The following is a 14,663-nucleotide window of genomic DNA, read 5'->3' as shown; positions in this document are numbered from 1 at the left end:
TTATCTTCCTAACCACGGTAGTGGGTTGACGGCTTGTCCCTGACGCCGGATTTCAAAATAGAGCGAGGGCGTGCCGCGGCCGCCGCTGGTACCCACCAGAGCGATAGGCTGTCCTGCCTTCACCTGGGCACCGACACTCACCAGCGCACTTTGGTTGTAACCGTAAAGACTCATATCGCCTTTACCGTGTTCCAGTACCACAACCAGACCGTAGCCTTGTAGCCAATCGGCCATCAGTACGCGTCCATCGGCGATGGCTTTCACTTCGGTTCCTTCTGGTGCGTCAATCACCAGACCTTTCCAGCGCAGTTCGCCTTGCATGGTTTCACCAAAGCGATGTTCAACACGCCCGTGAACCGGCCAGACGGCCTGGCCTCCGGGGCGACCCAGACCACCGGTACGGGCCATCAGCTCACGCTCACTTTGCGTTGGCTGATAACTCGATCCTTTGGCTTTGGCCTGTGCCTGGCGCTGACGTACTTTCTCCGCCTCACGAGCTTCACGCTCGGCTCTCTCCCGGGCCTCACGCTCCGCTTTGGCGATTTTGTCCTGCAGACGGCTTTCGTTCTCGCGCATTTCTACGAGGTCAGCCTGGTCTTTTTCCAGTGCACTTTCCAGTGCCGTCAGGGTTTTCTTACGAGCCGTGCTGGCAGATTCAAGTTTGGTTTGCTGTGCTTGCTGCTGTGCTAGCAGACTTTTTTGCTGCTGCTGTTTGTCCTGCAACGACTGACGCTGTTCCGCGAGCTGTTGCTGCGTCTGTTTCAGGTCATCGATGTTCTTCTGACGTGCAGCATTAAGATAGCCAAAATAGGCCAGAATACGTTCGCTGCGTTGCGCCTCTTCGCCACCCAGTAGCAGCTGTAAACCGTTGTGCTGGCCCTGACGAAAGGCGGCATCAAGCTGCTGGGCCAGTAATTTTTCCTGCTGCGCCTGCTGTTTTTCCAGCCGGGCAATAGAGGCGTTGAGTTGGGCTATATCGTTGTCGAGGGCGCTGAGGCTATTGCGGGTTTCGCGCAGCTGGCGGCTGGCCTGAGCAATAACCTTCTCCTGGCTTTGCAGCTGATCCAGCAGCTTACTGCGCTGCAATTTTTGCGCTTTCACGCTTTTCTCTTTTTCGGCGATATTTTGCTGAATGGATTTCAGCTGCGTTTTGCTGTCATCGTCACTGTGGGCAATGGGCGGCAATAGCAGAGCGCCCGCGCAGAGCAGGCTGAGGGAGAATGTGGACCAGCGTGTTAACAACGGATGCGCTGGGCCGTTGTGACAGGTCCTTGTTGGTAAAACAATCGCTTTTCCCTTCATAGTCGCTAATTATTCCACGATGAACAGCCGCTTACCAGTTTCCCGGGCCGGGTTTTGCTTTTCCAAACATGTCTTCCCCAGCTTACAGGCAGAAACTTTGTCTTAATTTTGCGATTAGAACACTTTTTTTGGAAAATGACGCACAAATCGTAACTCTGGCCCCTTAGCGACTGTACATGCGAGGTGGCGCAGGTATACTCAGAACCCTTGTTTTAGCTTATTAGCCCGGTCTGGAGTCGTTACCCCTCATGCAAGAAATTATGCAGTTTGCAAGCAATCACCCCATCCTCAGTCTGGCATGGGTTGTCTTACTCGTTCTGGTGATTGTAACCACCGTTAAAGGAATGTTCTCGAAGGTAAAAACCATCAGTCGCGGTGAAGCAACCCGCCTGATTAATAAAGAGGACGCGGTGGTGGTAGACGTTCGTTCGCGTGACGACTATCGCAAAGGACACATTTCTGGGGCGCTGAATGTAGCGGCGGCAGACATCAAAAAAGGTAGCTTTGGCGAACTGGAAAAGCATAAGTCTCAGCCCATAATTGTGGTATGTGCCACCGGGCAGAGCGCGGGCGAACCGGCAGCACAGCTGAGTGCCGCTGGTTTCACGCAGGTTTCGGTTCTGAAAGATGGCGTGAGCGGCTGGAGCGGTGAAAACCTGCCGCTGGTGCGCGGTAAATAATTCGCAAAGGTAACTGCATGGCTAATGTCGAGATTTACACCAAAACGACCTGTCCTTATTGCCACCGGGCGAAGGCGCTGCTTAATCAGAAAGGTGTGACGTTTCAGGAGATCCCTATTGATGGGGACGCGATGAAACGTGAAGAGATGATTCAGCGTAGCGGCAGAACGACCGTTCCACAGATATTTATCGATGCGCAGCATATTGGCGGCTGCGATGATCTCTTTGCGCTGGATGGGCGCCAGGGACTTGATCCCTTATTACAGGCATAACTTAACGGCCAGACAATTCTAACTAACAGGATTTAGTAACATGTCAGAACATAGCACCAACGAAATGCAGTTCCAGATTCAACGTGTTTATACCAAAGACGTCTCTTTCGAAGCGCCGAACGCGCCGCAGGTTTTCCAGAAAGAGTGGGAACCGGAAGTGAAGCTGGATCTGGACACCGCGTCCTCTCAGCTGGCTGATGAAGTCTATGAAGTGGTGCTGCGTGTTACCGTAACGGCCAGCGTCGGTGAAGAAACCGCGTTCCTGTGTGAAGTTCAGCAGGCCGGTATTTTCACTATCAGCGGTATCGAAGGCACTCAGATGGCACATTGCCTTGGTGCGTACTGCCCGAACATCCTGTTCCCGTATGCGCGCGAATGCATTACCAGCCTGGTGTCTCGCGGTACTTTCCCGCAGCTTAACCTGGCACCGGTCAACTTTGATGCGCTGTTCATGAACTATCTGCAACAGCAGCAGGGTGAAGGCGACGCGCCACATCAGGATGCCTGATGACTACACTCAACGCTTCGATTAGCGTCATCGGTGCCGGCTCGTACGGCACCGCATTGGCCATCACGCTGGCCCGCAATGGTCACCCGGTTTTGCTCTGGGGCCACAACCCGCAAAGCGTAGCGCAACTCCAGTCTGACCGCTGCAACACCGCTTTTCTGCCCGATGTCCCCTTTCCCGATAACCTCGTTCCTGAAGCCGATTTAGCACAGGTGGTCAATGCCAGCCGTGATCTGCTGGTGGTGGTTCCGAGCCATGTGTTCGGTGATGTCCTGCTGCAGCTGAAGCCGCATTTGCGTAGCGATTCGCGGATCGTTTGGGCGACGAAAGGTCTGGAAAAAGAAACCGGAAGACTGCTGCAGGATGTGGCACGTGAAATCCTCGGCGATACCATCCCGTTAGCGGTGATCTCAGGGCCAACTTTCGCTAAAGAACTGGCAGCGGGTATGCCCACGGCGATTGCGCTGGCATCGACGGATGCGCAGTTTGCTGATGATCTTCAGCAAAAGCTGCACTGTGGGAAAAGTTTCCGTGTGTATAACAACCCGGACTTTATCGGCGTGCAGCTGGGTGGTGCAGTGAAAAACGTTATTGCGATCGGTGCCGGAATCTCTGATGGCATCGGTTTTGGCGCGAATGCGCGTACCGCACTGATTACCCGTGGCCTGGCCGAAATGAGCCGTCTTGGCGCAGCGCTGGGGGCTGATCCTACCACCTTTATGGGGATGGCAGGCCTGGGCGATCTGGTGCTGACCTGTACCGATAATCAGTCTCGTAACCGTCGTTTCGGCATGATGCTGGGGCAGGGCGAGAGCGTAGATGAGGCGCAACGCATTATCGGACAAGTTGTAGAAGGCTACAGAAATACCAAAGAAGTCAGAGCGTTAGCTGCTCGTGTTGGCGTGGAAATGCCAATAACCGAGCAAATTTATCAGGTATTATATTGCGAAAAATCGGCGCGAGAGGCAGCATTGAGTTTACTCGGCCGTGCAAGGAAGGACGAAAACAGCCAAAGCTGAAGCAGGATGCCCAGCGTCATCACCTGGAGCGCCCCATCAGGCGCTTTTTTTATCGGGAGTACACAGCAATGTCGTCTGAAGAGTTAGAACTGGTCTGGAACAATATTAAAGCGGAAGCCAGGGCGCTGGCCGACTGCGAGCCGATGCTGGCCAGTTTCTTCCATGCGACATTGCTTAAGCACGAGAATCTTGGCAGCGCGCTCAGCTATATGCTGGCAAACAAACTGGCTAACCCGATTATGCCTGCCATCGCCATTCGCGAAATCGTTGAAGAAGCTTATCGTGAAGACCCTTCGATGATCGTTTCTGCTGCCTATGATATTCAGGCAGTGCGTCAGCGTGACCCGGCAGTTGATAAATATTCTACGCCTCTGCTGTATCTGAAAGGTTTCCATGCCCTGCAGGCGTATCGTATTGGTCACTGGCTGTGGAAGGAAGGTCGCCGGGCGCTGGCTGTTTACCTGCAAAACGAAATCTCGGTCTCATTTGCTGTAGATATTCACCCGGCGGCAAACATTGGTCATGGCATCATGCTCGACCATGCCACCGGTATCGTGATCGGCGAAACGGCCATTGTGGAAAATGATGTTTCCATCCTGCAAAACGTCACCCTGGGCGGTACCGGCAAAACCAGTGGTGATCGTCATCCGAAGATTCGTGAAGGGGTGATGATTGGCGCGGGTTCAAAAATACTTGGCAATATCGAAGTGGGACGCGGTGCGAAAATTGGTGCTGGGTCCGTGGTGCTTCAGCCAGTGCCACCGCATACCACGGCAGCAGGCGTACCAGCACGCATTGTCGGTAAACCTGCCAGCGATAAACCCTCAATGGATATGGATCAGCACTTTAATGGTACCGTTCCAGGCTTTGAGTTCGGTGACGGCATCTAGCTCTTGATCAGCGCGCCAGCATAATCAAGCTGGCGCCACGCTTCATACACCACGACCGAAACCGCATTCGACAGGTTCATACTGCGGCTTGCAGGCATCATCGGAATACGAATCTTTTGCTCGGGCGGTAATGCGTTAAGAATCTCTGCGGGCAGCCCCCGGCTTTCCGGACCAAACACCAGATAATCACCAGCCTGATAACGCACGGCACTATGCGCCGGGGTGCCTTTGGTGGTGAGAGCAAACAACCGCTGGGGCGCTTCAGCCGCAATAAATGCCGCATAGTTAGCGTGATGCCTGATGGCGGTGAATTCGTGGTAATCCAGTCCGGCACGGCGCAGACGCTTATCATCCCAGGCAAAACCCAGGGGTTCAATCAGGTGCAACTGAAAGCCAGTATTGGCGCAGAGACGGATGATATTGCCGGTATTAGGCGGAATTTCAGGTTCAAACAAAACGATATTTAGCATAAGGCCCCCGGAAACGAGGGCCGAAGCATAACAAATTATTGGCGGGCGGAGTACAGCGGCAGCCAGAGGGTCAGGCGCAGGCCGCCGAGCGGGCTATCATCGGCTTTCACCCAACCGCGATGTTGCTGAACCGCAGTTTCGACAATCGCCAGTCCCAGGCCGGTACCGCCAGATTCGCGGTCGCGTGCCTCATCGGTACGGTAGAACGGGCGGAAAATCTGCTCACGATCTTCCGGGCTAACGCCGGGACCATCATCATCCACATGCACGGTAATGCCTTCAATATCCACCGAGAAGCTGACGCTGATATGCGTATGCGAATAACGCAGCGCATTGCGTACGATGTTTTCCAGCGCACTTTCCAGCGCGTGTGGGTTGCCATATAACGGCCACGGACCCGGTGGATAAGGGACGTCCATGCGTTTGCCCATCTGCTCTGCTTCAAATTTGGCATCTTCCAGTACGCCATTCCACAGGTGATTGGCCTTCATCGCTTCGCTAACCAGCGCATTTTTATGCTGGGTGCGTGACAGTACCAGCAAGTCGTTGATCATTCCGTCCAGTCGCTGGGCTTCCGTTTCAATACGCTCCAGTTCTTTGCCTTCACCCTGACGACGACGCAGCAGAGCGGTGGCTAACTGTAAACGGGTGAGAGGGGTGCGTAACTCATGGCTGATATCCGACAGCAGACGTTGCTGTGCCGTCATCATACGTTCGAGTGCGCTCACCATCTGGTTGAAACTTGAGCCAGCGGCCAGGAACTCTTGTGGTCCTGATTCCAGTTCCGGATGCTGTCGCAAATTACCGCTCGCTACCTCATCGGCGGCATGTTTAAGCTTACGTGCCGGACGTGCCAGGCTCCATGCCAGCCACAGTAATAGCGGGGAGCTGATCAGCATGGTGACGATGAGTAATAGCAACGGGCGGTCAAACAGCAGATTGACGAAATCCAGTTGCGAGCTGGTGGCGGGGCGGATCAGATAAAGCTGGTAGTTATCTTCGCCATCGCGTACGGCAAAGGGGCCAACCATTTCAACCCGACCATATTTTTTCTTCTGCGGGTGATCGGCATTGTCGGACTGACCAATAAAGTTGCGGATAACCTGCATTTCGTTGTGCTGGGCGCCAATGACGCGCCCCTCACTGGTCACCAGCAATAGTCGCTGGCCTGGCGGAGCCCATTTCTCAATGGCGCGAAATAACCGACGCCACCACATCAAATCGTTGGGTGGGTCTTGCGCCAGTTCGGCTTCAACATGCTGCTCGATCATGATGCCCTGCCGCTGTTCACTTTCCAGCAGCGAGGTCATCTGTCGAGAGTCGAGTTTTGGCACCATCAACACCAGCATCAACACCAACGCCAGGGTAAGCCAGAAGATGGCGAAGATGCGGGTGGTCAAACTTCCAATCATGATGCCGAAACCATCAGGTAGCCACGTCCGCGCAGAGTTTTAAACCACGGATGACCATCACGACGTTCCGGTAATTTACGACGCAGGTTAGAGATATGCATATCGATGGCGCGGTCAAACGGCGTCAGACGCTTACCCAGCACTTCCTGGCTGAGATGTTCGCGTGATACCACCTGGCCAAGATGCTGTGCCAGCAGATAAAGCAGGGTGAATTCCGTGCCGGTCAGGTCCAGCGTTTCATTATCGAAGCTGGCTTCCTGGCGACCTGGGTTAAGCCGCAAACAATCGACTTCCAGCGTGGGTGAACTGTTGTCGTGCTGCTGCTGTTGCTCGCTCCAGTTGGAACGACGCAGAATGGCGCGAATACGCGCAACCAGCTCGCGATCGTTAAAAGGTTTAGGCAGATAGTCATCCGCGCCCAATTCAAGACCAAGGACGCGATCCAGTTCGCTGCCGCGTGCAGTCAACATGATCACCGGTGTCTGGTGTTGTTGACGTAACTCTTTCAGCGTGTCGATACCGTTCTTTTTCGGCATCATGACATCCAGCAGTAACAGGTCTACGGTGTTGTCCAGTAGGTTGAGTGCCTGCTCGCCATCGCTGGCGACAATCACTTCAAAACCTTCCATCTCAAGCAGTTCTTTAAGCAGCGAAGTCAATTCGCGGTCATCATCAACCAACAGGATCTTATTCATTTTTTATTGCCCTCCGCAGGCAAAATACCGTGTTCCCATATCGTCAATCCAACGCTTTACGTAGTTTTACACCCCCTGACGGATGTTTGCAGCTGCCGCCGTACACTAGTCCTCGTTGAATCGCAAAACGGAACGAACTGGGAGTAAACGATGCGCAACTTAACCGCCGTCGTCATTGCCTCAGCGATGGTTCTCAGTCACGCCAGCGCAGGAGCAGCAGACACGACGACGATTGACGAGATGCATCATAACGGCGGATTGACGACAGGCAGTATGACGCAAAATCCGCAAAGCCACATGTTTGATGGCATTGAACTTACTGAGCAACAGCGGCAACAAATGCGAGACCTGATGCAGCAAGCGCGACTCGAACGTCCCGCCGTCAGCGTTCAGGATATAGAAACTATGCATGACCTGGTCATTGCAGACAAATTTAACGAATCAGCCATCCGCCTGCAGGCAGAAAAAATTGCTCAGGCGCAAGTCGAACAAAACGTTGTGATGGCTCGGGTTCGTAATCAGATGTACCACCTGCTAACGCCTGCACAGCAAGCGACATTGCAGAAGAATTATGAGCGGCGCCTCAATGAAATGCGCAGGCTCTCAGAATTGCAGCCATCATCACCGCTGCAAGCAGTGAGTAGTACCAGCAGTAACCAGTAACATAGTATCCCTGTTTTCCTTGCCATAGACACCATCCCTGTCTTCCCCGCCATGATGGCGGGGTTTTTTTTATCAAAAAATCACAAAAAAATTCAGCTGATGAGCTTTAGCCATCAACCCATGAGATCTGGCCAGAAGCAACCGGAAAGGGTTTTGCAGCGGATGCTTCTGCGTGCAGGTACCATGCTTTACCTGTTGGAATCTTGATCTGTAACGTTGAAAGTGGTGTGAATCTCACGGAGTGTACGAAATTCGAAAGTTTTTGCGTAAAAACATAAGGACAACGCTTTCAGATAGCAGACAATTCTATCTTTCCCATGCGCATTGATGACAAAAAGGAAGGATATGCCAATAAACATACCTAAATCGCATTCTCCCGGGCCTGCACAATCTACCCAGTCATCATCTTCAGTAGAGTTATTGGCTAAAAATCAGGTGGAAAAACTGGCTGAAGTTATAGATTTATGTAAAAAGAAAATATAGGGATAGTGCCAGAACACCTCGTTAAATTACAACTTCTGTCTCAGAAGACGAATACTATAATTAGTATTCGTCCCGTTGATATGATGGCAACGGATCTTATCGCTAATGGATATCCGACAAAAGGATTCCACATAAAGGGAAAAAGTGCTGACTGGGGACCGCAAACGTCTTTTATCTGTGTTAAGCAGGAGCTAAGCAAGCTTGCCGATCGACCAGATAAACAAGAGGGATTTAATAAGGAAGTGCAAGATTGCCTGAGCAAAGGTTATGCTAATAAAGTTGTATTAGAAATAACAAAGGCAAGACTGGATTTACTCGTCGAGAATAATTATATCAAAAATATAAAATACGGTGTTAACCGCCAACCTCTTGAGTTAGAGGCCAGTACGCCAAAAGGCGTCATGCATAAGTTTGAGCTGGTACCCGGATCAGATAAAGGGTCCTGGCAGGTTATCTACAATGGCGAACCCGTTGAAGTTTTAGCCCCGGCTGGGTCAGGTCAAAAACCTCTTACCGCCGATTACGACCTTTTTATGATCGCACCGGCATTTGAGGATTATGGTGTTGAAGATAAATTATCTGTGCATGATGTGTCTCACCATATATTTAAAGAGAGAATGGATGGTTATACAACGCCTCATGAAAAACTACCCGGTAAATTAAAGGATTTATATTTAAGTGAAGATGAATTTTATGCGAAGGTAGATAAGAATGTTGGTAATGTGTCGGTGCGTATTCGTAATATGATATCCAGTATTAATGAATGTCTGGTTGGCAACGGTGAACCGGTTGTGCATCATAGCACCGACACCTGTAATCCCTGGACAGATATTGAGGCAAACTTCCCAGCGGTCATTACGTTGCCTAAATCCTTTGGCGATTTTGGCGAAATATGTGTGGTCAGGAATGTGGAAGAATTAAAATCTTTCGCGCAGAAGGCAAAAGACGAAGGTTATTATGTGCCATTGAATCCAGTCTGGGACAAAGAAATAACCGATATTCGGTCTTCGCGATTTATGGATGCGAAAAATTTCGCCATCCAGCATTGGAAACACAGATAACCATTAAGCCTCAGGCTGTTAGCCAGGTCTTTCCTGTCATCACGTCTGTTCAATCGTAAGATACGAAAAATGGCGACTTTTATTGTCGCTGGTAACACCATCCAGGCAGCGTTTACCTGCTAATGATAAACTTGAGCCATTCTGAGTTTAAACGGGCGCACCATTGAACGTTGCCCGAAGAGGCTAAGGCATGGAACACTCCTACGCAAAGCTGGTGAGCCGTGCAGCGTTGTCTGCCACGGTGCTGGCATCGTTGTTGTTAATTGTTAAAATTTTTGCCTGGTGGTACACCGGTTCGGTCAGTGTGCTGGCGGGGTTGGTGGATTCACTGGTGGATATCGCAGCTTCGCTGACCAATTTGCTGGTGGTACGGTACGCCTTACAGCCTGCTGATGCTGATCATACTTTCGGCCACGGTAAGGCAGAATCGCTGGCGGCACTGGCGCAAAGTATGTTTATTTCCGGATCGGCGTTGTTCCTGTTTCTTACCGGTATTCAGCACCTTGCCTCTCCCGATATCCTGCGTGCTCCGCTGGTCGGTATCGTGGTCACGGTGATTGCGCTCTGTTCCACGCTGGTGCTGGTCACTTTTCAGCGCTGGGTGGTACGGCACACCCGTAGCCAGGCGATTCGCGCTGATATGCTGCACTACCAATCCGATGTGGTCATGAACGGTGCTATTCTCATAGCGCTAGGCTTAAGCAGCTATGGTTTTTCCCGTGCCGATGCATTATTCGCCTTAGGGATTGGCGTTTATATTCTGTATAACGCGTTGCGTATGGGCTATGAAGCAGTCCAGTCACTGCTGGATCGTGCTTTACCGGAAGAGGAACGTCAGGCGATTATTGATTTGATCGCCAACTGGCCGGGCGTACGTGGTGCACATGACTTACGCACTCGGCAGTCTGGCCCGACGCGCTTTATCCAGTTGCATCTGGAAATGGACGACCATCTGCCGCTGGTGCAGGCCCATAAGGTGGCCGATCAAATAGAACAGGCATTACGCAGTAAGTTTCCTGGCTCCGACGTCATCATTCATCAGGACCCCTGCTCAGTTGTGCCGGAAAATCAACAGGGTTTTTTCCAGTTTTAATAGTTTTAAATCATCGTGTTGCGGGATAAAAATGACGTAACGCTAACAACTCTGTAAAAAAATAGCGAAAACTTGTCTGACCTGAATCAATTCAGCAATCAGCCTTTGATATACTATCTCTCAACTATAAGGCCGTGCGATCGCGAGCTGGTCTCCGCAGGGGCACTGGCGGGAATAATCCTTAGTTTTGAACAATCCAGAGGTTGTCATGATCAAAAAAATCGGAGTACTGACCAGCGGCGGCGACGCCCCAGGCATGAACGCAGCCATTCGCGGAGTTGTACGTTCCGCGCTGAGTGAAGGACTTGAAGTTTTTGGCATCTACGACGGCTATCTGGGGCTCTATGAAGACCGTATGATCAATCTCGATCGCTACAGCGTCTCGGATATGATCAACCGTGGTGGTACTTTCCTGGGTTCTGCTCGTTTCCCGGAATTCCGTAACGAAGAAGTTCGTCAGGTTGCCATCGAAAATATGAAAAAGCGCGGTATTGATGCGCTGGTGGTCATTGGTGGTGATGGCTCGTACATGGGTGCTAAGCGCCTGACTGAAATGGGCTTCCCGTGCATTGGCTTGCCAGGTACCATCGATAACGACGTCGCTGGTACTGATTACACCATTGGTTATTTCACTGCGCTGGAAACGGTAGTGGAAGCGATTGACCGCCTGCGTGACACGTCTTCTTCACATCAGCGTATTTCCATCGTTGAAGTGATGGGACGCTATTGCGGCGATCTGACACTGGCCGCGGCAATTGCTGGCGGCTGTGAATTCATCGTGCTGCCGGAAATTCCTTACACCCGTGAAGAACTGGTTGCCGAGATTAAAGCCGGTATCGCCAAAGGTAAAAAACACGCCATCGTGGCTATCACTGAGCACATCTGTGATATCGACGATCTGGCGCATTACATTGAAGCTGAAACCAAACGCGAAACCCGTGCCACGGTTCTGGGCCACATTCAGCGTGGTGGTGCGCCTTGTGCGTATGACCGTATTCTGGCGTCACGTATGGGCGCTTACTCCATTGAACTGCTGCTGCAGGGCTACGGTGGACGTTGCGTTGGTATCCAGAACGAGAAGATGGTGCATCACGACATTATCGATGCCATCGAAAATATGAAACGTCCGTTCAAACGCGACTGGCTGGATACTGCGAAAAAACTCTACTAAATCAGCAAAATCAAGGCGCGTCTGGGTACGCGCCTTTTTTATGTCTGCTCATATTCTCTCCGGTTATAACAGCTTATTTTTAATTCTTTAATCTGTGGATTAGTTTGTGTCAGTCTTGTTCTATAACGACTTCGGAGAGCAAGCAATGAACAAGTGGACTATTGGTGTCACCCTGTTACTGGCTTCAACCAGTGTTTTGGCAAAGGATATTCAGCTGTTAAACGTGTCTTATGATCCGACGCGTGAACTTTACGAGCAATACAACAAAGCGTTCAGCGCCCATTACAAGCAGGAAACCGGTGATAACGTGGTGATCCGCCAGTCGCATGGGGGTTCAGGTAAGCAGGCTACCTCGGTGATTAATGGCATCCGTGCGGATGTGGTGACGCTGGCGTTGCAGTCTGACGTTGATGCCATTGCTGAGCGTGGTCGTATCGATAAAAACTGGATCAAACGTCTGCCTGATAACTCTGCGCCTTACACCTCCACCATTGTATTCCTCGTGCGTAAAGGTAACCCGAAGGGCATCCACGACTGGGGTGATCTGATTAAACCGGGTGTATCGGTGATTACGCCAAATCCGAAGACATCCGGCGGTGCGCGCTGGAACTATCTGGCTGCCTGGGGTTGGGCTCTGGATCAAAATAACGGTGATCAGGCCAAAGCCGAGGCCTACGTCAAAGCGCTGTTTAAGAATGTTGAAGTGCAGGATTCTGGTGCGCGCGGCGCTACCAACACCTTCGTTGAACGCGGTATTGGTGATGTGCTGATTGCCTGGGAAAATGAAGCGTATCTGGCGGTCAACAAACTGGGTAAAGACAAATTTGAAATCATCACACCGAGCGAATCGATCCTTGCCGAGCCGACGGTGGCAGTGGTTGATAAAGTGGTCGATGAACGTGGCACCCGCAAAGTGGCAGAGGACTACCTGAAGTACCTCTACTCCCCGGAAGGGCAGACCATCGCCGCGGAAAATTTCTATCGCCCGCGTGATGAAGCGGTGGCGAAGAAATTTGCCAGCACCTTTGCACCGGTAAAACTGTTCACTATCGACAGCAAATTTGGCGGTTGGGCACAGGCGCAGAAAACCCACTTTGCCGATGGCGGCACCTACGATCAGGTTATGAAACCGTAATCGTTCTGCCATCAAAATATCGCGGCCAGCCTTTGCTGGCCGTTTTGCGTTATTACGCGGTAAAAGTCCGTGACATTCATCATTTGCCAGGCGAGGATGCTGGCAGATGATGAACCGAGGGACCACGCTATGCAGGGCAGCCGTCGTACCCTGAGTCTGATTACCTTACTACTTGCACTGTTGATTATCGGCTTATTACTGGCCGCAGTGCACTTCCAGAAAAATTCCAACGCCTTGTGGCAAATCATCAGCGAGAAGTGTCTGCCTGGCATGATGCAAAAAGGTGATCCTGCGCCCTGTCAGCGGGTAGATGTCGCCAGAGGCTACGTCACGCTGAAAGATCTCAACGGTCCGTTGCAGTATTTGCTGATGCCCATCGAAAAAATCACCGGTATGGAAAGCCCGATTCTGCTGAATCCGGCGACACCGAATCTGTTCGCAGATGCCTGGCGAGAGCGGGGACTGCTGGCACTGCGTCGGGGAAAACCGATTGATGATAGCGCGCTGGCACTGGCGATTAATGCGCAGTATGGCCGCACGCAAAATCAGTTGCATATCCATATCTCCTGTCTGCGGCCGGATGTGCGTCAGCGCCTGGATGCTTTGGCCCCGCAGCTCAGTGAGCAATGGCAAAGTGAAACACTGCAAAAACATCGTTATCAGATACGCACCCTGACAACGGCGCAGCTGGCGCAGCAAAGCGTTTTTATTCGTCTGGCATCAGAAGTTCCTGACGCACGTAGCGAGATGGGGAAATACGGGATGGCGTTGGCGGCGTTACCAGATGGTCGTTTGGCGCTGATGGCGATTGAGCGCAACTGGGTCAAACTGAATAGCGGTTCGGCAGAAGAGTTGCAGGATCATCACTGCCAGATTCTGCAATAAAAAGGCGGCTGTTAAGCCGCCTAGTCACGCATCAGAACGATTACGCGTTTTTCGCTGCGGCGGCAGCTTTCACAATTACCGCAAAGGCGTCAGCTTTCAGTGACGCACCGCCAACCAGCGCACCATCGATGTCTGGCTGAGTGAACAGTTCTGCGGCGTTTTTGTCATTAACTGAACCGCCGTACTGGATGATGACTTGGGCAGCCACTGCGGCATCTTTCTTCGCGATATGATCACGAATGAATTTGTGCACGGCCTGAGCCTGCGCAGGGGTTGCTGACTTGCCAGTACCAATCGCCCATACCGGTTCATAGGCAATGACGACACCCTGGAAGGCTTCTGCGCCCTGAGTTTCCAGCACTGCGTCGATCTGACGTGCGCAGACTTCTTCAGTTTTGCCCGCTTCGTTTTCTGATTCGGTTTCACCAATACAAAGAACCGGTACCAGGCCAGCGGCTTTCAGCACCGCGAATTTCTTCGCGATAAATTCGTCGCTTTCTTTGTGATAAGTACGACGCTCAGAGTGACCGATGATGATGTATTTGGCGCCGATATCTTTCAGCATGTCAGCTGAAGTTTCGCCGGTGAAAGCGCCAGACAGATTGACGTCGACGTTCTGAGCACCCAGTGCAATGTGGCTACCGGAAATGGCATGTTTTGCCTGAGCAAGATAGAGTGCCGGCGGAGCAATCGCCACGCCACAGCCTTCAACACCAGACAGTTCTTTGCGCAAACCTGCGATCAGCTCGTCAGTCATATGCTTGCTGCCGTTCAGTTTCCAGTTACCCATAACCAGTGGATGTCGCATTCTTTCCTCCGCATAACGCGATTCATGAAATAGCACTGCTCAAAGGCAGCGATGTCTGCCAGACAGTATAGAGATCAAATATGTCGCTGGCTTTGCTTTTCGTCATTTTTGCCGGG

Annotated in this window: 16 protein-coding genes; 11 read left to right on the top strand and 5 right to left on the bottom strand. The window is 51.8% G+C overall.

Translation table 11 applies throughout. The annotated features are described in order from the left end of the window. On the bottom strand, window positions 1-1,302 hold the full coding sequence (gene envC, locus HA50_RS20240; RefSeq protein WP_084877926.1) for a murein hydrolase activator EnvC: 1,302 nt from the start codon (window positions 1,300-1,302) through the stop codon (window positions 1-3). Between the two features lie 248 nt (window positions 1,303-1,550). Here envC and HA50_RS20235 point away from each other — a divergent pair, with 248 nt between their 5' ends. The 5 genes from HA50_RS20235 (at window position 1,551) to cysE (ending at window position 4,671) form a co-directional block, all read left to right on the top strand. Continuing rightward, entirely contained in the window at window positions 1,551-1,982 is a 432-nt protein-coding gene (locus HA50_RS20235) for a rhodanese-like domain-containing protein (RefSeq protein WP_013511012.1), read from the top strand. 17 nt (window positions 1,983-1,999) lie between these two features. Beyond that, complete coding sequence (gene grxC / locus HA50_RS20230; protein WP_084877923.1) at window positions 2,000-2,254, top strand: glutaredoxin 3; 255 nt, start codon at window positions 2,000-2,002, stop codon at window positions 2,252-2,254. Between the two features lie 40 nt (window positions 2,255-2,294). Then, window positions 2,295-2,762: a protein-export chaperone SecB gene (gene secB / locus HA50_RS20225; protein WP_013511010.1), complete on the top strand. Its 468-nt coding sequence runs from the start codon at window positions 2,295-2,297 to the stop codon at window positions 2,760-2,762. Continuing rightward, window positions 2,762-3,781, top strand: a complete 1,020-nt coding sequence (gene gpsA / locus HA50_RS20220) for an NAD(P)H-dependent glycerol-3-phosphate dehydrogenase (protein ID WP_084877920.1) — start codon at window positions 2,762-2,764, stop codon at window positions 3,779-3,781. Before secB ends, gpsA begins: the two co-directional genes overlap by 1 nt. A 68-nt stretch (window positions 3,782-3,849) precedes the next feature. Then, window positions 3,850-4,671 (top strand): serine O-acetyltransferase, encoded by an 822-nt coding sequence (gene cysE / locus HA50_RS20215; protein WP_084877917.1) that lies wholly within the window; start codon window positions 3,850-3,852, stop codon window positions 4,669-4,671. Here cysE and trmL read toward each other — a convergent pair. From trmL to cpxR, 3 genes are read right to left on the bottom strand one after another with little or no spacing between them, the layout of a single operon-like run. After that, complete coding sequence (trmL, locus tag HA50_RS20210) at window positions 4,668-5,141, bottom strand: tRNA (uridine(34)/cytosine(34)/5-carboxymethylaminomethyluridine(34)-2'-O)-methyltransferase TrmL (RefSeq protein WP_084877914.1); 474 nt, start codon at window positions 5,139-5,141, stop codon at window positions 4,668-4,670. The genes cysE and trmL overlap by 4 nt on opposite strands. Before the next feature lie 35 nt (window positions 5,142-5,176). Next, complete coding sequence (cpxA, locus tag HA50_RS20205; RefSeq protein WP_084877911.1) at window positions 5,177-6,553, bottom strand: envelope stress sensor histidine kinase CpxA; 1,377 nt, start codon at window positions 6,551-6,553, stop codon at window positions 5,177-5,179. After that, entirely contained in the window at window positions 6,550-7,248 is a 699-nt protein-coding gene (cpxR, locus tag HA50_RS20200; protein ID WP_084877909.1) for an envelope stress response regulator transcription factor CpxR, read from the bottom strand. The genes cpxA and cpxR overlap by 4 nt, the downstream gene beginning before the upstream one ends. A 150-nt stretch (window positions 7,249-7,398) precedes the next feature. Between cpxR and cpxP the strand changes: the two genes are divergently transcribed. The 6 genes from cpxP to HA50_RS20170 all read left to right on the top strand — a co-directional run bounded on the left by cpxP (window position 7,399) and on the right by HA50_RS20170 (window position 13,739). Beyond that, complete coding sequence (gene cpxP, locus HA50_RS20195; RefSeq protein WP_084877906.1) at window positions 7,399-7,911, top strand: cell-envelope stress modulator CpxP; 513 nt, start codon at window positions 7,399-7,401, stop codon at window positions 7,909-7,911. Window positions 7,912-8,399: 488 nt separating this feature from the next. Further along, complete coding sequence (locus tag HA50_RS20190) at window positions 8,400-9,455, top strand: anthrax toxin-like adenylyl cyclase domain-containing protein (RefSeq protein ID WP_244193597.1); 1,056 nt, start codon at window positions 8,400-8,402, stop codon at window positions 9,453-9,455. A gap of 190 nt (window positions 9,456-9,645) precedes the next feature. Next, window positions 9,646-10,548 carry a CDF family cation-efflux transporter FieF gene (gene fieF / locus HA50_RS20185; protein ID WP_084877900.1) on the top strand — a complete coding sequence of 301 codons (903 nt, stop codon included), beginning with the start codon at window positions 9,646-9,648 and terminating at the stop codon, window positions 10,546-10,548. 208 nt (window positions 10,549-10,756) lie between these two features. Continuing rightward, window positions 10,757-11,719 (top strand): 6-phosphofructokinase, encoded by a 963-nt coding sequence (gene pfkA / locus HA50_RS20180; RefSeq protein WP_084877898.1) that lies wholly within the window; start codon window positions 10,757-10,759, stop codon window positions 11,717-11,719. Between the two features lie 145 nt (window positions 11,720-11,864). After that, window positions 11,865-12,854, top strand: a complete 990-nt coding sequence (locus HA50_RS20175) for a sulfate ABC transporter substrate-binding protein (RefSeq protein ID WP_084877896.1) — start codon at window positions 11,865-11,867, stop codon at window positions 12,852-12,854. 129 nt (window positions 12,855-12,983) lie between these two features. After that, on the top strand, window positions 12,984-13,739 hold the full coding sequence (locus tag HA50_RS20170; protein ID WP_084878631.1) for a CDP-diacylglycerol diphosphatase: 756 nt from the start codon (window positions 12,984-12,986) through the stop codon (window positions 13,737-13,739). Window positions 13,740-13,779: 40 nt separating this feature from the next. Here HA50_RS20170 and tpiA read toward each other — a convergent pair whose 3' ends face one another. Beyond that, entirely contained in the window at window positions 13,780-14,547 is a 768-nt protein-coding gene (gene tpiA, locus HA50_RS20165) for a triose-phosphate isomerase (protein WP_084877893.1), read from the bottom strand. Window positions 14,548-14,663: the final 116 nt, after the last annotated feature.

The sequence above is a fragment of the Pantoea cypripedii genome (assembly GCF_002095535.1).
In the GTDB taxonomy this organism is placed as follows: domain Bacteria; phylum Pseudomonadota; class Gammaproteobacteria; order Enterobacterales; family Enterobacteriaceae; genus Pantoea; species Pantoea cypripedii.
This window is presented reverse-complemented; position numbering and strand designations above follow the sequence as displayed.

Coding starts and splice junctions, on each gene's coding strand:
- envC (WP_084877926.1), bottom strand. CDS start 1,302: ATGAAGGGAAAAGCGATTGTTTTACCAACAAGGACCTGTCACAACGGC.
- HA50_RS20235 (WP_013511012.1), top strand. CDS start 1,551: ATGCAAGAAATTATGCAGTTTGCAAGCAATCACCCCATCCTCAGTCTG.
- grxC (WP_084877923.1), top strand. CDS start 2,000: ATGGCTAATGTCGAGATTTACACCAAAACGACCTGTCCTTATTGCCAC.
- secB (WP_013511010.1), top strand. CDS start 2,295: ATGTCAGAACATAGCACCAACGAAATGCAGTTCCAGATTCAACGTGTT.
- gpsA (WP_084877920.1), top strand. CDS start 2,762: ATGACTACACTCAACGCTTCGATTAGCGTCATCGGTGCCGGCTCGTAC.
- cysE (WP_084877917.1), top strand. CDS start 3,850: ATGTCGTCTGAAGAGTTAGAACTGGTCTGGAACAATATTAAAGCGGAA.
- trmL (WP_084877914.1), bottom strand. CDS start 5,141: ATGCTAAATATCGTTTTGTTTGAACCTGAAATTCCGCCTAATACCGGC.
- cpxA (WP_084877911.1), bottom strand. CDS start 6,553: ATGATTGGAAGTTTGACCACCCGCATCTTCGCCATCTTCTGGCTTACC.
- cpxR (WP_084877909.1), bottom strand. CDS start 7,248: ATGAATAAGATCCTGTTGGTTGATGATGACCGCGAATTGACTTCGCTG.
- cpxP (WP_084877906.1), top strand. CDS start 7,399: ATGCGCAACTTAACCGCCGTCGTCATTGCCTCAGCGATGGTTCTCAGT.
- fieF (WP_084877900.1), top strand. CDS start 9,646: ATGGAACACTCCTACGCAAAGCTGGTGAGCCGTGCAGCGTTGTCTGCC.
- pfkA (WP_084877898.1), top strand. CDS start 10,757: ATGATCAAAAAAATCGGAGTACTGACCAGCGGCGGCGACGCCCCAGGC.
- HA50_RS20175 (WP_084877896.1), top strand. CDS start 11,865: ATGAACAAGTGGACTATTGGTGTCACCCTGTTACTGGCTTCAACCAGT.
- HA50_RS20170 (WP_084878631.1), top strand. CDS start 12,984: ATGCAGGGCAGCCGTCGTACCCTGAGTCTGATTACCTTACTACTTGCA.
- tpiA (WP_084877893.1), bottom strand. CDS start 14,547: ATGCGACATCCACTGGTTATGGGTAACTGGAAACTGAACGGCAGCAAG.